Consider the following 23,845-nt stretch of genomic DNA (forward strand, 5'->3'; position numbering starts at 1 on the left):
TTTTTCAATCCTCTTTCTTTACGATACCAACTTCGGCTGACCGCCAACGGTATAGTCCGAATGCTGCATGTTGTAGGGAATACCTAACCCATCAAAACATGCCCCCACGGCCGAAGCCCGCTGCTTAAAACAGTTCTCTATTTGCGTAGTAGTCGCACCTGCAAAACTTGGTAATACCGAAATAACAGTCGCACCAATATTGTTGCTGGTTGCAGGAACATTACTTTGCCCGATACTGGTCCCCTTGGGAACTGAACCAAAAGGGGCAGAAACCGTAGAACTCTTGGTTAAATACACTTGTGACAACACTGCAGAACGCCCCATTGCAAACTGGTTGGCTTTACAATAACCATCGATCCCAATCTTTGTTGTAGTGACGGTTCCATCTGAAGCAACTTGAATTGCACTAGCTTTTGAGAGTGAAAAAAATGATGATTGTGCGGCACGATAGCAAAACACTAGTTCGTCTTCAGCATTGGCAGCCGAGTTAAAATAAGCAAACATACCATCCAAGGCCAGTTGTCTTTCAACCTCAGCAGGGTTTTCAATATTAAACAACGCTGAATCAGAGTTTTCTAACAACAACGCATTCACCTGACTATTAGTTGCAATTTTTAAGCCCACAATCCCCATTTTTACCGCTATAGTCCCCAGTAATGTGATAACGATCAAAATGACCAATACCGTAATGAGTGTTGCGCCTTTTTGTTGTTTCATGATGATGCTCCCAAGGTATTACGAATGGCGACCACTTGATTTACCGCCTGACGCAAATATCGCTTATTTACTGCTACATCCCCTGAAAGCGTGACTGGAGTTCCAGCAACATTAAAGCTGGTTTGAGTATTTAAATTTGCATCTGCACCAATTGTTCCCGTAGAACGAGACAAAATGCCAATCTCCATAGAAACAACATTCAAATAGGTTTTGGAACAGGTATCTTCCACGATAGGTCTAGCACAAGCAGTGCGGATCGTATTCATCGCAGTAATATATTGATCAATTGTCATATAGCGTAACTGACCCGCAGGATTTTTTACCCCTAAGCGTACTTTAAACGCATCGACCCGCTGCATAATTTGTTGTGCATCGGTATCTAAACCGACTAGCCCTGCACCATCATAAGAAGCAGCATCACAATACAGCGAGTACGAGGTCGGCTCACCCGTGACTTGTTGTGGACTTTCTGCCACATAATAACGTTGCACAATAGTTTTCGAGGACGCATTCGTCACCTGTACGCCTTCGCAGTTAAAAATTGTACTTGTTGCAGGCGTGTATTGTATGGTTAAGCGATCACTTTTCCCTGTGGTGTTGTCAGTATCCTTATTTTGCAAAGTAACAAATTCAGCTTCCAAATTAGGTGTTGCTTGCAATGCAGTTGGTAGATTTTCTTTTTTAAAAATAATGCCTGAACCTATAACCCGACTATTTACTTTTTGCTCGGATAAAGTATTTAAATTGGTATGACGCAGATCATGTGTGACTAAAGATAAACCAAAATTAGCATTTTGCTGCAACTCACTCATGCCAGACTGCAAATTCAAAGAACGCTGACTACTCAAAAATACCGCCAAACCTGCTGCAACAATTAACAATCCTAATGCTAAAGCAATCATCAACTCCATGAGGGTGAAACCTGAGGTATATCGCTTATGAGCCATAGTTATATACCTCCATGATGATGCATTTCGCATTTGGTACATAAGCCGCACCATTGGTGCAATCAGAACTACTTGTACCATTGGTCGCTGTTGTTCCTTCCCACGCTACATATATACATTTTCGAACTAAGGTAGACCCTTGACAATTAAGCACATTCATCCTCATACCCAAGTCAGTTGCACGGCTGCTTACTAGTCTAAAATCGTATTTAGCCATATCTTCAGGGGAGCAAAATGCAGTTGCGCAATTCGTGGTATCGGTATTCGCAACATAACCCGCCAGCCCTGTTCGATTCATACGCATCCGCTCCGCCAAATCTCGGGCAATATTGGTCGCCTGAACATTCATCGTCGCTTCGTTGCTAGCCGTGATGGCTCTAATTTGTAATGCCACAAACCCCAATACAGCAATACTTAGAAGTACTAAAGCCACAAGCACCTCCACCAACCCAACTCCCGTTTGACGTTTCATCATTTTTATTATTCCTTCCCCTCAAGTCGGACAACTTGTTGCCGCTTTATTGTAAACAACCGTTCCACCCTTTTGTACATACACATATGCTTTTAACGCAGCATCACTACTGTGTTCAAAAATAAAGCACTGTCCGTTTGTGGAAACACTGGTCTGCCCCAAACGATTAAAAGTCACACTGCTATCCCCACTCGTTTTTGTGACATGCGTTGGCACCCAAGTTTTAAAAGGTGTTGCCACACTACTATCCAACGCTACGACCCGATCACTCTGTTTAAAAATCGCTTCAGACCTTGTTTCCGCCAATAAATCTACAAAATCACGGGTATCGCTTCGCAATTGATTACTCCGAACCATTTGGATAAAAGACGGAGCCGCTATCATCGCGATAATTGCCATCACCGCAATCGTCACCATCAATTCTATTAAGGTGAACCCGTTTTCTTTTTCTCGCATACTCCCCCCAAGACACAGACATTGCCCTATTAAAAATAATAACCAACAACTTTACAAAACCCTCACACTTCAGGACAAAAGGCATAAAAAAGCAGATAACCGTCATATAATGGTTATCTGCCTATTTTTAATCAGTTTTTTAAAGTGTTATATGCTTTGCAGCTTAAGCCTGTGTTACAGGAATACGTAACTCTTTGGGCAAACTAAAGGTAATATTTTCTTCGCGGCCTGCCAGCTCTTCAGGGGAAGTTGCACCCCAGTCTTGCAAGCGCTGAATCACTTGTTTGATTAAAATTTCTGGTGCAGAGGCGCCTGCAGTTACACCAATCTTTGTATTCGGTTGAAACCATGCTTGGTTTAATTCGTCGGCATTATCCACCAAATAGGCTCGTTTCCCCATACGTTCAGCAAGTTCACGTAAACGGTTAGAGTTAGATGAATTTGGCGAACCCACCACCAACACCACATCACATTGATTGGCCAGGTCACGCACTGCATCCTGACGATTTTGAGTAGCATAACAAATATCGTCTTTACGTGGCCCTTGAATATTCGGATATTTTTGGCGCAAGGCATCAATTACTTTGGCAGTATCATCAATCGACAAAGTAGTTTGCGTCACAAAAGCCACTTTATCTGGATGATGAACCGCAAGTGCAGCCACATCATCTTCATCTTCCACTAAATAAATTTCGCCGCCATTTTTCTTATCGTACTGCCCCATCGTCCCTTCAACTTCGGGGTGTCCTTCGTGACCAATTAAAATCGCCTCTGTACCTTCACGGGCATACTTAGTGACTTCAATATGTACTTTGGTGACCAACGGACAAGTCGCATCAAACACTTTTAAGCCACGACGCTCCGCTTCTTGCTGCACCGCTTTAGATACGCCATGTGCACTAAAAATCACAATATTGTCATCGGGCACTTCATCTAGCTCATCGACAAAAATTGCACCGCGTTGGCGTAAGTCATCTACCACAAATTTATTGTGTACTACTTCGTGACGTACATATATAGGGGGGTTAAAACACTCAAGGGCACGATTTACAATCGCAATTGCTCGGTCTACACCTGCACAAAAACCACGTGGATTCGCCAATACAATTTCCATAGAACCCTCTATGTTGAAGTTAAATAGGTCGGATGTTTAAAAATTTATGCCAACAAAAGCCATCTTGGCTATTTTGTTTAAGGGGCGTCTACTCTAAAATAGAGAAGATATTTTATCATATCAGGAAAAATATCATGTCGGGTCTATTGTTTGTCGTTTCTGCCGCCTCAGGAACAGGCAAAACATCCCTTGTTAAAGCCCTGCTTGAGCGTGTGAATAATTTACACGTTTCAGTCTCTCACACAACACGTGGTCAGCGTCCCGGCGAACTCGATGGTGTGCATTATCACTTCACACAAAAACAAGATTTTATTGACTTGGTAGAACAAGGCGGTTTTATTGAGTATGCAGAAGTATTTGGCAATTATTATGGCACCGCACAAGCAACGGTTAAAGAGCAGTTAGCCAAAGGTCACGATGTGTTGCTTGAAATTGACTGGCAAGGTGCTCAACAAGTACGCAATCTTTTTCCTGAATCGAAGCAAATTTTTATTCTTCCACCAAGCCAGTTTGATTTACGTGAGCGCTTGTCTAACCGTGGCACCGATACAGTCGATGTGATTGAGCATCGTTTGGGCTGCGCAGTTGAAGACATGCAGCAATATGTCAATTTTGACTATGTGATTATTAATGATGACTTTAATAAAGCCCTGCACGATTTAGAAGCAGTGATTACGGCTAACCGTTTGGTGACGGCGCAGCAGGCACATCGTCATCAAGCCTTGATTGAAAAGTTAATTAGCCCGCCAAGCGCGTGATTAAAACTTGAGTCTATAAGCAAAGCACCTTATACTGCACAGTCTGTTTAAATTTATTATTCGAACGAGAATTCTTATGGCACGCGTTACCGTTGAAGATTGTTTAGACCATGTAGACAACCGCTTTGAGCTTGTACTAGTGGCAAGCAAGCGCGCGCGTCAATTGGCACGTCAAGGCATAGAACCTACCGTAGAATGGGACAACGACAAACCTACCGTAGTGGCTTTACGTGAAATTGCAGAAGGTCACGTTTCTAAAGACATTTTGAAACAACGTGATCAAGACTATCAAACTTCGAGTCTTGACCTTGCACTTTCTGCAAATAATTTGAATTTAGATGTTTTTTCTTTCCAATAAGAGCAACTTTCTAAAAAAGCCTAGTTTTTTACTAGGCTTTTTTGTTGTCTGAACTTTAATCTTGCGCTAAAAACCGTTATAACATAAGGATTAAGACCCTAATTATTAGTGCCAAATTTATCACTATTTTGGCATGAAAAAAATTGACAAGTCATGCAATATGCTTTTCATTATAAGGTCTAACTGTAAATTCGTTATCACTTGTATTTTAAAGGGTGTTATATGCCAGGCACGATGGTCAGCCAAGCCAAACAACAGCTTCAAACCATGATCGAACCTTACCTTAGCGTAAGTGAAGTCGAACAGGTGCTTACGGCTTGTGATTATGCTGAGCATGCGCATGATGGCGTTACCCGTAAAAGTGGTGAACCTTATGTGCTACACCCGATTGCGGTGAGTTGCATTTTGGCGCACATGCGTTTGGATGCCGACACGCTCATTGCTGCGCTATTGCACGATGTCATTGAAGATACCGACTACAGCAAAGATGACATTACAGAAAAATTCGGACGTACCGTTGCTGAACTGGTCGATGGTGTAACCAAGCTGAGCCATTCCAGCGACAAGGAATACAACAAAGCCGCTTCGTTCCGTAAAATTCTGCAAGCCACCTTACAGGATCCACGTGTCATTATTGTGAAACTGGCAGACCGTTATCACAACATGACCACATTAGATGCGCTGCGACCAGACAAACGCGCACGCATTGCCCAAGAAACCTTTGATGTGTTTGTACCTATGGCACGTATTGTGGGTATGAATGAAATGGCGGATAACCTTGAACATCTGTGTTATCAAAACCTTGATTTAGATATGTATAACGATGTGCAAGCCGCCCTTTTACACACCAAGCCAAAACGCTGTGAATACCAATCCAGATGGGAACAAAACCTTGCCGATCTGCTACAAGACAATCAAATTGCAGGTCGGATTAAAAAGAAAAATAACAATATTGAATTACTGCGCCACTTTGTTAAAAACGATATTGATCTACAAGAACTGACCCACAGCCATGCGTTTGAAATTATTTTACAAAGCATTGCTGACTGTGACCGTTTGGCCGATATTTTACGTGACAGCTTTCAGGTCTTGCATTATGAAGATCATATCCGTCGCCCTCTGCCAGGCGGTAACCAATCACTCATGATGCGTCTAAAAGGTGAACAAACCACCTTATCACTCACCATTCAAACTGAATTGATGCGTAAAGCCGCACGTTTTGGCGTAGTCTTGGGTGAAAACGCACCGCAAGCCTGCCGTTCTGCTATTCAAGCCTCTATGAAAAGCTTAAACGTGTTGATTGATGGTGAATGCGCTAAAACTACATTTAGCGATTTACTGGATTATCTACACCAAGAGAAAATTCATGTTTATACCCCGCACGGACATTTACATGAATTGCCGCAAGGCGCCACCGCAGTTGATTTTGCCTATGCAGCCAGTTTGTTCTTAGGTAACCATGCCGTCGGTACAAAAATTAATGGCGAAAGCAAACCACTTTCCACACCACTCACCAGCGGGCAAGTGGTCGAAATCATTACCGATGTTTTAGCTACACCCAACCCAGATTGGCTGAGCTTCATTAATACCCAAAAAGCCCGTCGTGCCTTACAAAATATTCTGCGTGATCAGGATATTGAAGAACAGCGTTTGGTGGGTCAGCAAGCGCTTAACCGTGCGCTGAAATTATTTAATCACTCGATTCAAGACTTAACTGAAGCCGATTGGTTAAATGTGTTGCAATGGCGTCATATTGACTCTAAAGACCGTTTATTTGAGCAAATTGCAGTCGGTGATTTATTGCCACAGTTGGTGGCAAATCACATTTACGCACTCGATCACGACAGCAGCGAACATTCTGACCGCCTGATTCAGGGCACAGAAGGCATTGACGTGAAATATGCGCACTGTTGCAACCCTGTACTGGGCGATCCGATTCAGGGTAACTTGTCACGCCGTGGCTTGATTGTGCATCGTGCGCGTTGCAACAACTTACTGCATGAGCAACATCAGCATCCTGAAAATATCATGCCGCTACAATGGACTTCAGAAGATGTAGATGACGTGAGTTTTACAGCTTATCTCAGCATTGATATGGATATGAATGACGAACAAATTTCCGATTTGATCTATCAATGTCGTAAGGCCAAAACCGGAGTAGAAATGGTACGTAGCCACGATGGCAAAACCTATGTGAATATTGTGGTGAATAACCGTAAGCAAATTGCCAAAATTATTCGTGATTTACGTATGCGCTTCGGTTTCCCACGAATTAGCCGTTTAGCACGTCCCATCAGCATAGCAGAAGAAGCCAAAGCTTGTTAAGGCTTGGCAAGGCAATTCGCCTACACAGTACAGACACTACTTTTCGCATTAGTTACCAATAAGACTACTGTGATGCAGTCGGATGGTCTATGATGTTCGTACATTATTTTAGGAGAAATCAATGTCTCGCCAAGTCATCCATACTGAAAATGCACCTGCAGCAATTGGTACTTACTCTCAAGCCATTTTAGTGGGCAATACTGTTTATTTATCAGGTCAAATTGGTTTAGACCCATACAGCATGGAATTGGTGGAAGGCATTGAAGCGCAAATTCGCCGCGTATTTGATAACTTAAAGGCCGTTTGCGAAGCGGCGGGTGGCTCTTTGGCCGATATTGCCAAGCTCAATATTTTCCTGACTGATTTATCTCACTTCCAATTGGTCAATCAAATTATGGGGGAATATTTTGCGCAACCTTACCCTGCACGCGCAGCCTTAGGTGTAGCCAGCTTACCTAAAGGTGCATTGGTTGAAATGGATGGTGTGGTTATCATCAACTCATAAGTCATTATCATTCAAATACTTAAAAACAAATAAACGATGCCACCTATCAGGTGGCATTTTTTTATTCAAAAACCCAATTACAATAAATGACTTTTCAAATGATTTTTATTGACAAACGATAATAATTATCAATAATAACACTTATCTTATTTCAATTATTGTGGTTGCATTCATGTACGTTTGCTTATGCCGTGGTATTACAGATCAAGACATTAAAGAAGCCGTTGCCAATGGTGCAGAAAGCTATCGTGAAATTCGCGATATGTTTGACTTGGGCACGTGTTGTGGTCGCTGTGCACCTGAAACTCGCGCTATCATTAGCGATGAAATTGCACAAATTGCATCTCGTCTTGCCGTTGCTGCATAAATCTCATATTTTCTAATACATTTCCCCACATTTAGTTATTTAAATTTTTACCGTGTTTTTCCTCTCCCGCTTTCGACTACAGCGGGTTTTTCTTGGCTTACATTTTTCCACATTGCCTAGCTAATTGTTTTCGATTGCGATTTTCATTTGCGGTTCCCTAAATCACTCGCCATTTTGTCCAGTCTTGTTTAAGATAGAAATATAGATTGCCTTAAGCGGTTTAAGGCAGAAATTGTTGATGGAGTGCTGCAATGAAAGGCAATCGTGATGTGATTAATCAGTTAAACCAAGTTTTGTATCATCACCTGACTGCGATTAACCAATATTTTTTACATTCACGTATGTTTAATGATTGGGGTATTGAACAACTCGGCTCGGCTGAATATAAAGAGTCGATTCGTCAAATGAAACATGCTGACAAAATTATTGAACGTATTTTATTTTTAGAAGGTCTGCCAAATTTACAACACTTGGGCAAATTGTATATCGGTCAGCACACTGCTGAAGTGCTGAACTGCGATGTGCGTAAAGTCCAAGAAAATATTGAAGCGATTCAAAGAGCGGTGGTTTTGGCAGAGCAACAACTGGACTATGTAACTCGTGATTTGGTTCAGGAAATTCTAGAGAAAGAAGAAGAGTACCTAGACTGGGCAACGACACAGCTTGATTTGGTTGAAACGGTAGGCATTGAAAACTATATTCAAAGTCAACTCTAAAATTCATCTCGTTTAGATAACTCAAAAGACTGGTTTTTCCAGTCTTTTGTTTTTTGGGGCACTTTACCTAAAATTCAGTATCTTGCCTATCTCTAATGAAGAAGCTCTCAATATCAATATATTTTACTTATGCGCATTTTAAATTCTTGGATTTATAAAAAAGTATTTATAACGCAAAAAAATGTTTCATGGGTTGCATCTGTTGATGCAATATCCGAATAATAAAAATGCCATAATCCTGTTTTTTTTAAAAAATAGCATGTTGATGATGATCGTGACGGCGTATTCCCTCGCCAATATCTACACATGCATAACCAATCAGCGGTGAACTCACTAACAAATGAAAGGTATTTTCCAAATGTTGCGTGTATTGGTCAGCTTGAGCTACACCAAAGTTAAGTAAGGTGTATTCATAAATAGCAGTGAAGTCGTCGACAGCTAAATTTGATAGCTTATACACGATGCTTCTGCTTCACTTGAGCCGCAATATCTTTTAGGCTAAGTGTACTTTCTCCACTGTTCTCACCTGCTTCAATCGCTTGCTTTAAAGCTGCAGTTTGATTTTCTTGCTGTTCCAATAATCTTAATGCAGATCGCATCACTTCACTGGTTGAACCATAACGTCCAGATTCAATCAGTTTGCTCACAAAGTCATCGAGTTGTGGGCCAATTGTTACACTTGTAGTTCTCGCCATCAGCATGCCTTATTGTGTGAATAGATCATACAATTCTAACACAACTCCCTTTATCTGAACAAAATTTCAGCATCTCTTTAAATTTTCGCACATGAAATCAATTTTATAATGAATACCCCTCTCTTTTTAAAGAGAAGTTGGGAGAGATTTTCAACATTGAAAATTTTCACCATATTTGGCTCACTATTTTCAAATCCCCCTCCTTGCGCTACACAAATCAGCGCGGCTTTGCCTTATCCAATAAAGTCGCATAATCTACATTGACCTGCCACAAAGTGCTTAACAACCATAATTGCTTTTGGGCTTCTGCTTCATAACCGTTAAATGCTAATACGCGTGCATATTTCAATAAATCGTAGCGGGTTGGATAATTCAACACCATTTCATGAATATCCTGCAATTGATCAGGCGTTTGTAGGCTATACGGATTTAAACGAATCCACTCAATGCGGCGGTTAAATTCTTCCAGTACAAAAATATGCTCTTGATGGGTGATTTTTTCAGGTGTGTGTTCGTAGCGTACCGACTGATTCAGTTTAGGCACCATCACTTCATAATCACGATAAATCAGCATCAACAACAATGCGCCAATCACAAAAGTCGTGCGTAAATAAATTGCAGATAAAGTTAAGCCTTTTAACACACGCTGTGACTGAATCATGCCGATAATAAAACCTACAGGCAGCAAGAAGTAGGCATAGTTTTGTGGAAATTCCAGCATGGCATGCACGCTAAATGCACCGAGCATTAAAATTCCCACAACCGATTCCACCGATTGGGTATATTTATGCAGTTGGTAGCCCCAATAGCCCAAATACGCCAAAAATGGCACGCCGAGTATCACACCATTCCAAAGTAAAAAGTCTAAAATGAAATTGTGTGCGCTACGAATCCACACAGGACCTTGCACAAATTCACTAATTATGACATACGCCACACTGGTTTGATGCCAACCATAGCCCCACCATGGTTGATGCTCAATCGCAGCGAGCATTTGCTGCCAAATCGCCAAGCGCGACATATCACCTGTGGCGCGTTGTACCACATCACGAGATTGAACCGAAAGGTCTGCACTTTGTGAAAGCAATTGACTAAAAGCAGGTGCGATAAAAACCAGCCCGATAAATGCGGCAAACCACAGCAAGCTATAGCGCCATTTAATCCGCATCACGCCACGGTATTGTTGATAGCTCAAATAGGTCAAGAGACACAGTGACGCCAACCATGAAGTCCGCGATTGACTCAGTACCACACCGACCAAAATCATGGCAGCTGCGATCACAATCCATACGGTTTTAAGTTTTTGTTTTTCGTATAAATATAGGCATGCCATGAGTGACATTACCAAAAAGGTCGCCATATTATTCGGTTGGGCGAAGTTGGCATAAGGGCGTTGTCCAATTTTTATATCCACCATCATTGGCAGGTATTGGTCGAGTGTGAGCCACTGGCAAATTGCCATGAATGCGGTAATACTTCCCACGCCGAGTAGCACATAACTAAAGCCCGTAAAGATGCGTTCACGTTCGCTGTTGTTTTGCGTGAAGTTATAGCCCAAAATGATTGCCAACCAAAAACTGAAGATATACACGCTACTGAGCAAAGCTTTGTCAAAGAAGTAGACTAAGCCAAAGCCCCACTGAATGAGTGGAACACTGCTCAATGTCAGTAAGGGCAGGCTGATTTTGGGTATTTGTAATTTTGCTTTAAAAAGGCTGGCTGCAAGAGCAAACAAGGCAAAAAATGCGTAAAGTTCGCCTGTATAGGTGACCCACGGACGATAGTGAATGGGCAATAGCCATGCAACGGAGATAAAGATACTGGTCAGAAGCAAGAGGAAGAATTTCATGCTGTAACAGTTGAAAAAAAGATGAGCTATGATAATAAAAAAAGGAAACTGTCGCACCTCATGTTTGAATTCGCCCATTCTCAAATCGCAATTCTTCTGCTACATTCCCTTAATTTTTATTTATAAAAAAAGACTTAGCATCCTATGAAGTCCGAATATCAATCACATATCGATATTTTACGTGCACTTGCAGTAATACTAGTAATACTGAATCATTTAGATTTTTCTTTTTTTTCAGGTGGATTTATAGGCGTAGATGTATTTTTTGTTATTTCAGGATATCTCATTACAAAAAATATTCTGTTGGAAAAAAATAGATCAGGATCATTTTCTTTCAAACACTTCTATCAAAGAAGAGTGCTACGTCTAGCGCCAGCTTTTTTTACTGTATTATCAATTTGCTCTATTGCTTTTTACTTCATTCTTACCCCTGAAGAATGGTTTCAGTATTTAAAAACAGCAGCAGCAACTGTCACTCTCACATCCAATATTTATTACACCACTTTATTAAACGATTATTTTAGTATTTCAGGGAAATCAACACCTCTCTTACATATTTGGTCTTTAAGCCTAGAAGAGCAATTTTATTTAATTTGGCCGTTATTACTTTTAGGGATCATTCAACTATCAAGAAATTTTAAAATTTTTTCATTATTTTTTATTACTATACTTTCATTGATTACCTCTCATATACTAATTCAAAGTAATCCGATTGCCGCCTACTATTTACTCCCTTCACGAATATTTGAGTTTACAATCGGTGCAGCTTTAGTTTTCCTGCCTTCTTCAAAGCCGAAGAAAAACACATCAATAATACTAAGCATACTTTTTATTTCCATCATTGTTGCATCAAGTTTTTTTATTAATAATCAATCTCTCTTCCCTTCTTATACAGCCTTACTCCCTTGTCTCGCTGCTGCAGGGTTTATCTACTTTGGAAGATACTTCACTGGACGTTCAACCCAATGGATAGAGTATATAGGAAAAATTTCATATCCGATGTACTTGTGGCATTGGCCTATTATTGTTTACTTAACAACACTTTCTATTAATTTAAATTTAATTATAAAAATTTTAATTTTAATTTTTACGATTGTATTTTCTGTCTTAACTTATGAAAAAATTGAGAAAAAAATTAAAAAAACTTCAAAAACAGCAACTATGCCCATAAAAAAATTATTTATCCTTCCATCCTTATTTATTATTTTTCTCAGTACAAGTAGCTCACTATTTCACCAAAAAGAAGAAAATAATAATACACTGGATACACCAATCATAAAATGTATTGACCAAAATCAACACCCCATTAACGATTGTTTGATGGGTAATAAAAATGCTGAAAAAATTTCTGTATTATTGATTGGAGATAGTCATGCTAATGCACAATCAGGCTTCATCAATCACCTTTTATTAGATGCCAATTTACAAGGTTATGAACTCACAAAGTCTTCCTCAGCCTTTTTATACGGACTGCACAGATCTGTACAAAATCCAAAAAGCAAGGAGATTCATTTAATATCAGATTATTACCCCCATAACACAACAGTTGCTGATCTCATACATGCAAATAAATTCAAGTATGTCGTTATGGGTGGTTACTTCCCTCATAACTGGAAGCGCAATCTTTACTCTACAAATACAACTCCTTCCACCTCTTCCTCTAAAGCATTCTTTATAGAAGGATTGAAGAATTCTATAACTCTGATTGAAAATTCAGGTGCTATACCTGTTTTAATGAATGACAATCCAATTCTTACAGACGTGGATGTCAACTGTCATGTGAGATCTTCTTTTTCAGATTGCAGTTTTGAAAGAAAAAAATATGAAGAAGACTTTATGGAATGGCATGAAATATTAAACACAATTAAAAAAGAACATAAAAATCTTGTGGTTATAGATTTTAACAATATAATTTGTAATAAGAATTCTTGTTTTTCTTCACTTAATAATGTTGCTTTATATAGAGATAATCAACATCTAACTTACGCTGGTTCTAAGCAAATTGGTATCGAGTACTTAAAACAGCACACAAATCCTTTTCAATAGCCAAGATGACAAAACTTAACTACTATTTCAAATAGCATATTACGTTGATCCGCATAGTTGCAAATTATTACACAAGCTTATTGCATACAAATGGACAAGCAACTTTAAGTGAGTCTTGTTATGCTCCCGCTGCTTAGCCCAAAAGTGTGATGCACTTCACATAATGACAATATTTGGTAAGCGTCCGCTGAACACACCTTCTGAATTCATCCTATAAGCCTTAATTTAGTCCCCACTTAGAAACAAGTGGGGACTTAAATTTATGACTACAAATAATCAGACATCCATCGCATCTCTTGCGAAAAAACGAAGAACATACAGTGCTGAATTTAAACAGCAGATCGTTCAGGCTTGTAAAGCACCAGACGTTTCAATTGCTTCAGTCGCTTTGCAACATGGATTGAATACAAATCTTGTATCCAAATGGATTCGCTTAATTGATGCTAAGCCAGGGAGTGATCGCTCACCACTACCGAATAAACCTGCATTTATTGCCTTATCTTGCTCTGCACCATTAGATCCTACTCCTACTGACATGTTAAAAGTTCAAATTACTTTACCCCACTCAAAAGCAGAAATTGGCTTGAAATGGCAAGTATCGAAAATATCTGCTTTAGCAGAATTACTCAAGGTACTTGCAACATGATCCGTATCAATGAAATTTGGCTCTCTACCCAGCCCATGGATATGCGAGCAGGAATGGATACTGTCATGGCTCAGGTGGTGAGAGCCTTTGGCTACATCAAACCGCATTGCGCCTACCTGTTCTGTAATAAACGTGGTCATCGTATGAAAGTGTTGGTACATGATGGACTGGGCATCTGGCTGTGTGCCCGGCGTTTGGAACAGGGTAAATTTCACTGGGCTCAAGTTCACCAAGGTGAAACCGTGGCCCTCAGCCCGGAACAGTTACAGGCATTAATCCAAGGTTTGCCCTGGCAGAGAATTGGATTGCAGCAAGTGGTGAATATGCTCTAAACCAAGCTCGACCATTCTGCCATCCTCCAAACGTTCTATTTCATTCTCTTCATGACCTCAGGCATACTGCGGTCATGAATACGCTGCCTGACTTAAGCCAACTGACCCATGAACAACTGCTGGAATTCACCAGACAGTTGGCGATGCAGCATCAGTCTCTGGCACAATCAAATCAAGAATTAGAAAAATCAAACCAGCAATTAGATTCTAAAGTTCAACATCTTTCTATTCTCAATCAAAAATACGAGCATGAACTGGCGCTGTTTAAAAAGCACAAATTCGCCCAAAAGAATGAACACTTAACGGCAAAACAAATCCATCTGTGGGATGAAGCGGTTGAAGAAGATATTGCCGCGGTTGATCTAGAACTGGAACGGCTAAATGCAGATAAAACCAATGCAGCGACACAGAAAGCCAAAACCAATAAACCTAAACGTCGACCACTGCCAGATCATCTACACACCATCCGTATTGAGCATGAACCTGCATCAACCCAATGTGCTTGTGGCTGCCAACTCCGTCGTATCGGCGAAGATGTCAGTGAAAAACTACATTTCAGACCGGCACAGTTCTATAAGGAACAGCATGTGCGTGGTAAATGGGTCTGTGATCAGTGTGACACTCTGACTCAGCAAGCGATGCCCGCCTATGTGATTGATAAAGGCATTGCTTCACCTGAACTGCTCAGCCATGTTTTGGTATCGAAATATGCCGATCATTTGCCGCTGTACCGTCAGCGCCTGATCTATCAGCGGGCTGGCATTGATCTGTCCAGATCCACGTTATCTGACTGGATAGGTCGCTGCGGTGTAGAACTGGAACCTCTGGCCAATGCCTTAAAAGAGGTGGTGCTGCAACAGCGGGTGCTGCATGCAGATGAAACACCGGTCACCATCATGCGGATGGGTGAGAATAATAAAAAACCGAAGAAAGGTTATGTCTGGGCCTATGCCACTACACAGTACAATCCAGTTCAGGCGGTGATCTATGACTTTCAGGATAGTCGTTCAGGCCAGCATGCTGAAGAGTTCTTGAAAGGCTGGCAGGGTTATCTAGTCTGTGATGATTACAGTGGTTATAAAGCACGTTTTAAATCAGGTCAGGTCATTGAGGTGGGCTGCATGGCGCATGCGCGTCGTAAATTCCATGAACTGCATGTGACCAAAAAAAGTCAGGTCGCTGAACAGGCATTAGTGCTGATTCAGAAACTGTATGCGATAGAAGCAGAGCTCAGGAAAAAGACCGATGGTACAGCGGAAGACCGCCGCGAATACCGACAACAGCATAGTCAACCAGTGATGCAACAACTATATGAATGGCTCAACCAACATCATCTGACAGTGCCATCGAGTTCTCCCACCGCCAAGGCCATCAATTACACTCTGAAGCGTTGGCCAGCTTTAAGCCGCTATCTGGATGATGGCAATCTACCTATTTGCAATAATTGGGTCGAGAATCAGATGCGTCCCTGGGCGTTGGGGCGCAAGAACTGGCTGTTTGCAGGTTCGCTGCGCAGTGGTCAGCGAGCGGCAAACATCATGACTTTAATCCAGTCAGCAAAGCTGAATGGCTTGGATCCGTATGCCTATTTAAGTGATGTGCTGAAAAGGCTGCCGACACATAAAGTGACCCAGATTGAAGAGTTACTGCCACACTGCTGGAAACCTAAATCGAATTAAAAAATAGGTATGGGATTCAGCGGACGCTTACAATATTTGTCCAAAGTATAAGATTCAACCTGACAATATTTGTCACTTTTTAACAAAAATATACCGTGAAATTTATAGTGTGAATTTTTTTATGTATAAGATGCTGTTTTTCTGTCTAAATTGTCTATAATAAAAGTTGGCACGTTTAGTGCTAATATTAAAATAGCTTACAAAGCTTATAACTAAATTAACAACATTTGTGGAGAATGTTATGAATACAATGCAGAAGGGCTTCACGCTCATCGAGCTTATGATTGTTGTCGCTATTATCGGTATTTTGGCTGCAATTGCGATTCCTGCTTATCAGAACTATACGAAACGTTCACACGTTTCTGAAGGTTTAAGTTTGGCTGGTGGTGCTAAAACAGGTATTACTGAGTTTTATTCATCTAATAATCGTTGGCCTGGCGCTACCGGTAATGCTTCAGTTGGCTTGGCACCTGCTGGCAGTATTAAGGGTAATGCTGTAAGATCTGTGCTTGTAAATGGTAGTACGATTGTTATTACTTATAATACTAAAGTTGCTGCAGGCGCAACTTTAATTATGAAAGGTACTCCATCAGGTGGTGGTATGGAGTGGTCTTGTTCCGGTTCAAGTAGTGGTAATTTAGATGCTAAATTCCGTCCTTCAAATTGTCGCTAATTTATATTAAGAGGCTATTTAGGTTTTTAATATATGAAAATCACCGCAATATGGTTTAAAATTAATCATATTGCGGTTTTATTTAAATTAATTTTACTGTTTTTTATAAAGTTTTACTAGTAAGATGAATTTTCTGCTTTTTGTATTTGGGGCTTGATTTGATTAAAATAATTTATAAAATTAAACCAACATTTATTTTAATTTTATTATTATTATTTTCATTTTTAATGTATTTTCCAGGATTACATGGTGATTATGTTTTTGATGATATAGCAAATATTATTGATAATAAAAAAATAGCAATTTCAGCTTTAGATTATGAAAATTTAAAATCTGCTTGGTATGCTGGTGATGCAGGTCCGCTAGGTCGCCCCATCAGCATGTTGTCCTTTGCTCTCAATCATTATTTTACAGGTTTTGAGCCTTTTTATTTTAAATTTACAAATCTATTTATTCACTTAATCAATGGTTTATTGGTTTTTATTATTAGCCTAAAATTATTTCAATGGCTAAGCCAACAATACCAAACAATTTCGCTTCAATCTGCTGTATATCTTGCTTGTTTAGTCAGTTTAATATGGCTCATTCACCCTTTAAATCTAACCAGCGTATTGTACGTTGTACAACGCATGACTAGCCTATCCACATTATTTGGATTATTCGCACTTGCTATTTATTGTTTCTGGCGTACTCGAGCAATCACCGGATTAAATACTATATTTGCGTTATGCGGTGTAGCTTTAAGCCTATTAGCCTCTATACTAAGTAAAGAATCTGGAATTTTATTTATTCCCTTAATTTACTGGGTTGAATTGATTATTTTCCAAGCTAAAAACCTACAATTTCAACCGATTTATATCAAAAAAATTAAATTAATTCATATGCTTTGGGGTGGAGTAATTGCTGCTGGATTAATATTTTTATATTTATTGCCACCCTATCTTAACCCTGTAAATTTCGCAAGACGTGATTTTACTTTAGATGAGCGACTACTTACCGAATCACGAGTGATTTTTTATTATCTAAAAATGACCTTTTATCCATTACTTTCGGATTTAAGTTTATATCATGATGATTTTACCATTTCCAAATCAATCACTCAGCCAATAACAACACTATACTCTTTGGCTGGACTACTTGGAATTAGCCTAGCTTGTATAGCCTTGTTTAAAAAACACCCTATGTTACTTTTTGCTTGGGGTTGGTATGTGATAAGTCAGTTGCTCGAATCAACTTTTATTAGTCTTGAATTAGTCCATGAACATCGTAATTACTTTGGCATCATTGGCTTTATAGTTTCAGCAGTCTATTATATTGCTCAAATTAATAATAAAAAAATTCAACCTTTTATTTATATATTAAGTGCTATCTATATTGCTAATTTAGCATGGACAACATGGCAGCGCTCCGAAATTTGGTCAAATCTTGTAGATCATGCAGTGTATGAAGCGGCGATGCACCCACAGTCAGATCGCGCTAATTATCAATTGGCCCGTATTTATATGAAACTAATGCAAAATGAACAAAATTCACAACAGAAAAGGCATTATGCACAGCTTGCTCAACACGCCTTAAATAAAGCGAAAAATAGCTATATACCTGCGAATGGTGCTTGGTTTGCTGAGTTACACTTAGCATCTTATCTCGGAAATCCTGTTTCACAACAAACCATTAATGAATTAATCTGGCGTTTGGAATATAAACCCTTCCAAAATAGTAATGTCAGTTTTTTGAGCGCCTTTTCAAATTGTCAAATTAATGGCTTTTGTAAAGTGCCTCATGAGCAAGCTATATCGATTATTGCTGCTGGACTAGATAACAAAGGAATAGACAATCGTTTAAAATCAGAAATTTATAAATTATTAACACAATATTTTGTGGGAGTGATTTCTGATTTTAAAAAAGGTGAAGAGTTTATGCAACATGCGATCATGTTACATGAAGATATTAATGGGCGTTTAATTTTCACGCAAGTATATCGTCTACAAAATAAGTTGACCCAAGCTCAACAACAATTGCAACAAGCAAAGCAACTCGATACTCAGAATGTTTGGATCAAAGAGATTGAGATTGAACAGCGTATTATAGATAATGCTATGCTTACTAAAAAAAGAGCAAACCATGAAAGTTAGTATTGTTCTACCTGCAAAAAATGAATCTGCTGCGATTGGTCAAACCCTTGCACAGATTCAACAATTACAGCTTGCTCATGAAATTATCGTGGTGAATGATGGTTCTACAGACCAAACAAAACAAGTTGCAGAATCTGCTGGTGCTAAAGTAGTCACTCATCCTTACTCAAAAGGTAATGGTGCAGCCATTAAAACAGGGGCACGTACTGCAACAGGTGACATTATTGTTTTTATGGATGCAGATGGGCAGCATGATCCGCAAGATATCACTCGCTTGATTGAGAAAATTGAACAAGGTTATGACTTAGTTGTAGGGGCCAGACAAAAAGGCTCTCAAGCCAGTATTGGTCGTGGTATTGCCAATGCACTCTACAATAACCTTGCAACATATATGACTGAACAAAAAGTAGAAGACCTCACCTCTGGTTTTCGTGCCGTCCGCACAGATAAATTCCGTGAATTTTTATATTTACTGCCTAATGGTTTTTCTTATCCCACCACTAGTACGATGGCTTTTTTCCGTGCAGGATACTCTGTTGGTTATGTCCCTATTCATGCGGCTAAACGAATTGGAAAAAGTCATATTCGCCCCTTAAAAGACGGTGTGCGGTTTTTTTTGATTATTTTTAAAATTGCCACACTATTTTCACCATTAAAGATGTTTTTACCCATTGCTGTGATGTTATTTATGATGGCAACAGGGTGGTATGGATATACCTTATGGGATGCAGGACGTTTTACCAATATGAGTGCATTGCTTTATACAGGTAGCATTATGATCTTCTTAATGGGGCTTATTTCAGAGCAAGTAACGGCTTTGATGTATAAGGATAGTCAATAATTTTTTATGGGCCCAATCGCTCGCTCTACATTACGCACTAGTGCCGTACTGGGTTTACGTTTACTCATCCAAGCAGGTACTTTGCTTGTCATCGCCCGCATGCTTGGGCCCGACCAATACGCTGCTTTTGCTGGGATAGCAGCTTTAGCTGTATTACTGGGTACATTTTCAACTTTTGGGACGCATCTTGTTTTGTTTGCTGAGGTTGCCAAAGATCCAGAACGACGATCACATGTACTCAGCTATGCTGTACCGACGACGTTGATCACGGGCAGTATTCTATTTTTTGTTTATATTGCCAGCTATCTGTTATTTTTTCAAAATATTGGGTTATCTGGGTCGATTATATTTTGTATCGGGCTAACGGAAACCATACTGCTTCCTTTGTTTTTGATTCCTGCCACCGAAGAGCTGGCGCTTGAAAAAACCGCCCGTTCCCAACTATTGATGATTTTTCCTTTAGCCTTACGAACTTTAGCAGCATTCGTGGTCATGCTGCTCGCGGTATCTCATCCTTTGGTTGTGTTTGCTTGGCTATACTTGATTAGTGCGGTAGTGGCATTATTCTGTATGAAATGGTACAAACAAAATGCTTGGCTCCATCCTCACCAGTGGCAACTGGCAACCCCACCACAGCTTAAACATAGTGCAGGCTATGCCACATTAGCACTCACCGCTGCAGGACCTAGTGAGCTAGATAAGATGCTGGCTGTGAAGCTACTGCCTCTAGGAATAGGCGGACTTTATATTGCAGCCTCAAGAGTAGTGGGTGCTGCCACTTTGCCTGTCACCGCCTTATTACTGGCGGCATTACCTCGATTATTCCGAGGGCAGCTTGAGACAAAAGCACAGTTAGAACGGTTGAATCGTTGGATATTGGTCTCGGTACTGGTATATGGTGTTATTTTGGCTGGGCTGTTATGGTTGTTTGCGCCGTGGGTAGAGTGGCTATTTGGGCAACAATACCAAGGTATTACCCAAATCCTGCAATGGCTCTGCTGGGTTGTACCTGCTCTTGCGCTTAGGCTTAGTCTTGCGAGTATGTTAATGGCGGTAGACAGACCTTGGGCTAGAGCGGGAGTCGAAATTTTTGGTATGTTTGCACTTGTTATTGGGGCTGTTATTTTTTATCCTTTGCTGGGTGTAGTCGGTATGATATGGGCTCTGGCTATTTCGGAATGGGGGATGGTGGTATCTAGTGGTTTTTTAGTCTCTAAGAATACGTTAAAAAGGAAACATTATAATGGGAATTGATATTCATTCACTACAACTACTCCAATATAATAAGCAGAAAAATAAGAAGCTTGGAAAAACGCTCACATTAGGGAGGTACGCTGTACTAGTAGGATCTAAACTCGCAAATAAATGGGTTGGCACAGATCAAGGCGCATGGTGCGAGGACTTACTGATTCAACACTTTGCTGCACAGCAAGTAGACTCTATCGACAATTCGGATTATGAAGACGCAAGCATAATCTATGACTATAACCACCCTATACCTGAAGAGTTAAAAAACCAATACGATACTATATTGGATTTTGGCTGTTCTGAGCATATTTTCGATGTAGCACAGGCATTTAAAAACACAATAAACACCTGTAAAATAGGTGGCACAATATTACACATCTTGCCAGCAGATGGCTTCTGCGGGCATGGTTTTTACCAATTTACTCCAGAGTTTTTCTTTTCACTTTATTCGAAGGAGAATGGTTTTATTGATACAGAGGTTTTCTTATCTGACCTATATGATCCTCAAAAATGGTACAAAGTAAATAGACCAGATAATGGGCAGCGTATAAACATTAGAACAAAAAATGAAACTTATGTGATTGTTAGAACCACAAGAAATGCAGATAAGCCCATCCTATTACAACAATCTGACTATACTCACATATGGAATAAAAGTATTAACAAGACAGCCAAACCGTACAGAGTAGGAAAGATTACTAGAATGCAAGAAATGCTAAGATTTTCCCCTTTTCTTGTAAAGCTATTTATTAGAATAATTTCTTTTATTACGGCGAATGGTGTAAAAAAACTTAATCATCATAAATCTCTTACGAAGTTTAGCCCACCAATAGTATAAGATCTTATTTTTTAAAAGCGATAATAACCGTTTCTTCTCCATTTTTAGGCGTAAACATATTAACAAGCTCTGCTTTTAAATAATTTGCTTTAGAAAAGTAAATATTATTTTTTCCTAGTTTACCAGCAAGTTTTGTACTTTCTATCCAATTAAATTTTGCATGAGTCCCTCTTTGTAAGACTTTGTAATGGTCAAATCCTGCTTCATTAAGCCACCGAATTAATTCATTCTGTGAAGGTATACACAAATGGTAAGGTGGATGCAATCCAACCCATGCAGCACCAAAAAATCTCGCACCAGCAGCATTAGGATTAGGAGTTCCAATCCAAAGGTAGCCCTCGCTATTTAATGCTTGATAACAATCTTTTATTATTTTCTGAGGATTAGCAACATGCTCTATGACTTGGTTCATGGTAATAACATCAAATGTTTCACCCGTGCTAAAAGCTTCTAATCCGCCAAGCCTGACATCAAATCCGTCATCCCGACATTTCTTTACAACTACAGGGTCAAAATCACACCCGTAAGTATCCCATCCCATCATGGTTGCAACATTCAAAAATTCCCCCGCACCACACCCTAAATCAAGTAACTTTCCTTTTTTATTAAAATTTTTTAATATTAAGTTTCGTCCAAACCGATCCAGTTTATGACGAAATGCTGGAATTATCATAAAAACTAGATACCCTATGTTTAGACATTTCTCTTTAAATACAATTCCCAATCTTAATGATAAAAATCCTCTAATTAATTTCCATGATAATGAATTACTTGTGAAGACTGGTTCTATTTCAGTTGTCCTATGTGTAAGATAGTCTTGATAGAGTGCTGGCAAGCTTTCTAGAGTAGGTCTTGGATTTACAAAAAATGACTGACAATGATTACAACGATAGATGTTCCATTCATCAGGAATAATATTTTCATCATCATATCTTTTGTAAAGTGGTTTAGATTCAATACTCTTATTACAAGCTGGGCATCTATCCAAAGTTTCTAATTCACCACGTGACCATATCATTTGTGCTTTCATTCGAAACTCCTCAAAACACTTTCCCAGCTATCAACTGCTTTTTTCGTTACAAATATCTCTGCACGCGATAATAATGCCTGTGGAGAGACCGTTTTCTCTCCTGTTAAAGCCTGTATAATACCTTTTGCAAGAGCATCTGTATCTTCATTTTTTACCAAAATGCCCCAACGACCATTTTCTAATATTTCTACAGCACCATGAGGACAATCTGTAGCGACAATATTACACTGACAACATATAGCCTCTATCAGTACAGTAGGCAATCCTTCAAATCGAGAAGACAGCACGAATAAATCAGATTGTCTTAATACATCAAAAGGTTTACTTGTGCTACCCCTCAAAAAGGCATAGTGTTGTAGATCGTATTGGTTAATCAAACTTTGTAGTATTTGCTTATCTTCGCCCTCACCCCAAATATCTAATAGCCAAGGTTGAGGAACTTTACTCATCGCTTCGATAAGAATATCAAAACCTTTTTGGCGAGTAAGCCGACCTAATGCAACTATTCTTGGTGGGTTACTTAATATTTGCTCTTTTGGTATTCTTGGTACAAGCTGTGACGTATCTAACACAGGGTTGTAAATAGTTATAACTTTATCTTGATTTACTTTAAATTTATCTAATATATCGTATCGCACACCATTTGATACAGCAATAACCACGTTACATTTTTGATAAACTACAGAGGAAAATAGCTTATCAAGCTTAAAACGCAACCTACCTATAAAGGTAGGTTGCGCTGTAATTAAATGATGGGGTCCATGTACCCCATGTGCCCAGAACACCTTTTGCCCTGAATATTTAATCGCTAAGTAAGTTAGAAAACCCACATCGGCTAAGGCACTCACAATATGTGTTGGTTGCCATTGGTGAATTAGGCTACTGAGCTTTGGTACAACTTGATGTAAGCCCTTTGCTCCGATTTCATAGACTGGGCACAAAGCTTGTGCTTCGGGTAGCAACTCACCATGAGCTTTTCTTAAAGCAAATGCGCAATCATGACCTCTATTTTGTAATTCTTTGACTAAATTTAATGTAACCCGTTCAACACCGCCAGTAACCATGCGTGGAAGAACAAATAATATGCGCATAATAGCTTGA

At 39.6% G+C, this 23,845-nt stretch carries 25 protein-coding genes; 15 read left to right on the forward strand and 10 right to left on the reverse strand.

Features of this window, described 5'->3' with window-relative positions:
- Positions 1-18: 18 nt before the first annotated feature.
- From LZP46_RS13560 to ispH, 5 genes are all read right to left on the reverse strand, one after another.
- Complete coding sequence (locus LZP46_RS13560) at positions 19-717, reverse strand: pilus assembly PilX family protein (RefSeq protein ID WP_236094102.1); 699 nt, start codon at positions 715-717, stop codon at positions 19-21.
- Positions 714-1,664, reverse strand: a complete 951-nt coding sequence (locus tag LZP46_RS13565; protein WP_236094103.1) for a PilW family protein — start codon at positions 1,662-1,664, stop codon at positions 714-716. The genes LZP46_RS13560 and LZP46_RS13565 overlap by 4 nt, the downstream gene beginning before the upstream one ends.
- Complete coding sequence (gene pilV / locus LZP46_RS13570; protein WP_179989822.1) at positions 1,654-2,139, reverse strand: type IV pilus modification protein PilV; 486 nt, start codon at positions 2,137-2,139, stop codon at positions 1,654-1,656. The genes LZP46_RS13565 and pilV overlap by 11 nt, the downstream gene beginning before the upstream one ends.
- An 18-nt stretch (positions 2,140-2,157) precedes the next feature.
- Positions 2,158-2,592 carry a pilus assembly FimT family protein gene (locus LZP46_RS13575; RefSeq protein ID WP_236094104.1) on the reverse strand — a complete coding sequence of 145 codons (435 nt, stop codon included), beginning with the start codon at positions 2,590-2,592 and terminating at the stop codon, positions 2,158-2,160.
- A gap of 163 nt (positions 2,593-2,755) precedes the next feature.
- On the reverse strand, positions 2,756-3,706 hold the full coding sequence (gene ispH, locus LZP46_RS13580) for a 4-hydroxy-3-methylbut-2-enyl diphosphate reductase (RefSeq protein WP_236094105.1): 951 nt from the start codon (positions 3,704-3,706) through the stop codon (positions 2,756-2,758).
- 134 nt (positions 3,707-3,840) lie between these two features.
- On the opposite strand from ispH, the gene gmk reads away from it, so the two are divergent.
- The 6 genes from gmk to bfr all read left to right on the forward strand — a co-directional run bounded on the left by gmk (position 3,841) and on the right by bfr (position 8,735).
- The gene (gene gmk, locus LZP46_RS13585) at positions 3,841-4,464 is read left to right on the forward strand and encodes a guanylate kinase (protein WP_236094106.1); all 624 of its coding nucleotides are present in this window, start codon (positions 3,841-3,843) and stop codon (positions 4,462-4,464) included.
- Positions 4,465-4,540: 76 nt separating this feature from the next.
- The gene (gene rpoZ, locus LZP46_RS13590; protein ID WP_236094107.1) at positions 4,541-4,822 is read left to right on the forward strand and encodes a DNA-directed RNA polymerase subunit omega; all 282 of its coding nucleotides are present in this window, start codon (positions 4,541-4,543) and stop codon (positions 4,820-4,822) included.
- Positions 4,823-5,044: 222 nt separating this feature from the next.
- The gene (locus LZP46_RS13595; RefSeq protein ID WP_236094108.1) at positions 5,045-7,147 is read left to right on the forward strand and encodes a RelA/SpoT family protein; all 2,103 of its coding nucleotides are present in this window, start codon (positions 5,045-5,047) and stop codon (positions 7,145-7,147) included.
- Between the two features lie 121 nt (positions 7,148-7,268).
- On the forward strand, positions 7,269-7,652 hold the full coding sequence (locus tag LZP46_RS13600) for a RidA family protein (protein WP_004809961.1): 384 nt from the start codon (positions 7,269-7,271) through the stop codon (positions 7,650-7,652).
- Between the two features lie 172 nt (positions 7,653-7,824).
- The gene (locus LZP46_RS13605) at positions 7,825-8,019 is read left to right on the forward strand and encodes a bacterioferritin-associated ferredoxin (RefSeq protein ID WP_004809963.1); all 195 of its coding nucleotides are present in this window, start codon (positions 7,825-7,827) and stop codon (positions 8,017-8,019) included.
- Between the two features lie 251 nt (positions 8,020-8,270).
- Positions 8,271-8,735 (forward strand): heteropolymeric bacterioferritin subunit Bfr, encoded by a 465-nt coding sequence (bfr, locus tag LZP46_RS13610; RefSeq protein ID WP_236094109.1) that lies wholly within the window; start codon positions 8,271-8,273, stop codon positions 8,733-8,735.
- 247 nt (positions 8,736-8,982) lie between these two features.
- On the opposite strand, the gene LZP46_RS13615 is transcribed toward bfr, so the two are convergent.
- From LZP46_RS13615 to LZP46_RS13625, 3 genes are all read right to left on the reverse strand, one after another.
- Positions 8,983-9,195 carry a type II toxin-antitoxin system RelE/ParE family toxin gene (locus LZP46_RS13615; protein WP_019836165.1) on the reverse strand — a complete coding sequence of 71 codons (213 nt, stop codon included), beginning with the start codon at positions 9,193-9,195 and terminating at the stop codon, positions 8,983-8,985.
- On the reverse strand, positions 9,188-9,430 hold the full coding sequence (locus LZP46_RS13620; protein ID WP_019836164.1) for a type II toxin-antitoxin system ParD family antitoxin: 243 nt from the start codon (positions 9,428-9,430) through the stop codon (positions 9,188-9,190). The genes LZP46_RS13615 and LZP46_RS13620 overlap by 8 nt, the downstream gene beginning before the upstream one ends.
- Before the next feature lie 217 nt (positions 9,431-9,647).
- Complete coding sequence (locus LZP46_RS13625; RefSeq protein ID WP_236094110.1) at positions 9,648-11,279, reverse strand: PglL family O-oligosaccharyltransferase; 1,632 nt, start codon at positions 11,277-11,279, stop codon at positions 9,648-9,650.
- 144 nt (positions 11,280-11,423) lie between these two features.
- Between LZP46_RS13625 and LZP46_RS13630 the strand changes: the two genes are divergently transcribed.
- From LZP46_RS13630 to LZP46_RS13675, 9 genes are all read left to right on the forward strand, one after another.
- Positions 11,424-13,325, forward strand: coding sequence for an acyltransferase family protein (locus LZP46_RS13630; protein WP_236094111.1), 1,902 nt, complete (start codon positions 11,424-11,426; stop codon positions 13,323-13,325).
- 262 nt (positions 13,326-13,587) lie between these two features.
- Positions 13,588-13,971 (forward strand): IS66-like element accessory protein TnpA, encoded by a 384-nt coding sequence (gene tnpA, locus LZP46_RS13635; RefSeq protein WP_046880031.1) that lies wholly within the window; start codon positions 13,588-13,590, stop codon positions 13,969-13,971.
- Entirely contained in the window at positions 13,968-14,303 is a 336-nt protein-coding gene (gene tnpB / locus LZP46_RS13640) for an IS66 family insertion sequence element accessory protein TnpB (protein WP_000619347.1), read from the forward strand. The genes tnpA and tnpB overlap by 4 nt, the downstream gene beginning before the upstream one ends.
- 74 nt (positions 14,304-14,377) lie before the next feature.
- Positions 14,378-15,982 carry an IS66 family transposase gene (tnpC, locus tag LZP46_RS13645; protein ID WP_236094112.1) on the forward strand — a complete coding sequence of 535 codons (1,605 nt, stop codon included), beginning with the start codon at positions 14,378-14,380 and terminating at the stop codon, positions 15,980-15,982.
- Between the two features lie 250 nt (positions 15,983-16,232).
- Positions 16,233-16,655, forward strand: coding sequence for a pilin (locus LZP46_RS13655; protein WP_442863549.1), 423 nt, complete (start codon positions 16,233-16,235; stop codon positions 16,653-16,655).
- Positions 16,656-16,813: 158 nt separating this feature from the next.
- Positions 16,814-18,787, forward strand: a complete 1,974-nt coding sequence (locus tag LZP46_RS13660) for a hypothetical protein (RefSeq protein ID WP_236094113.1) — start codon at positions 16,814-16,816, stop codon at positions 18,785-18,787.
- Entirely contained in the window at positions 18,777-19,628 is an 852-nt protein-coding gene (locus tag LZP46_RS13665; RefSeq protein WP_236094114.1) for a glycosyltransferase family 2 protein, read from the forward strand. The genes LZP46_RS13660 and LZP46_RS13665 overlap by 11 nt, the downstream gene beginning before the upstream one ends.
- A 6-nt stretch (positions 19,629-19,634) precedes the next feature.
- A complete protein-coding gene (locus tag LZP46_RS13670) occupies positions 19,635-20,882 on the forward strand; it encodes a lipopolysaccharide biosynthesis protein (protein WP_236094115.1) in 1,248 nt (415 codons plus the stop codon).
- Positions 20,872-21,714 carry a hypothetical protein gene (locus LZP46_RS13675; RefSeq protein ID WP_236094116.1) on the forward strand — a complete coding sequence of 281 codons (843 nt, stop codon included), beginning with the start codon at positions 20,872-20,874 and terminating at the stop codon, positions 21,712-21,714. The genes LZP46_RS13670 and LZP46_RS13675 overlap by 11 nt, the downstream gene beginning before the upstream one ends.
- A 4-nt stretch (positions 21,715-21,718) precedes the next feature.
- Here the strand turns inward: LZP46_RS13675 and LZP46_RS13680 are convergent, their stop codons facing one another.
- Complete coding sequence (locus LZP46_RS13680) at positions 21,719-22,744, reverse strand: class I SAM-dependent methyltransferase (RefSeq protein ID WP_236094117.1); 1,026 nt, start codon at positions 22,742-22,744, stop codon at positions 21,719-21,721.
- Positions 22,741-23,835 (reverse strand): glycosyltransferase, encoded by a 1,095-nt coding sequence (locus LZP46_RS13685; RefSeq protein WP_236094118.1) that lies wholly within the window; start codon positions 23,833-23,835, stop codon positions 22,741-22,743. Before LZP46_RS13685 ends, LZP46_RS13680 begins: the two co-directional genes overlap by 4 nt.
- Positions 23,836-23,845 lie beyond the last annotated feature (10 nt).

The organism is Acinetobacter sp. SCLZS86 (assembly GCF_021560715.1).
In the GTDB taxonomy this organism is placed as follows: Bacteria; Pseudomonadota; Gammaproteobacteria; order Pseudomonadales; family Moraxellaceae; genus Acinetobacter; species Acinetobacter towneri_A.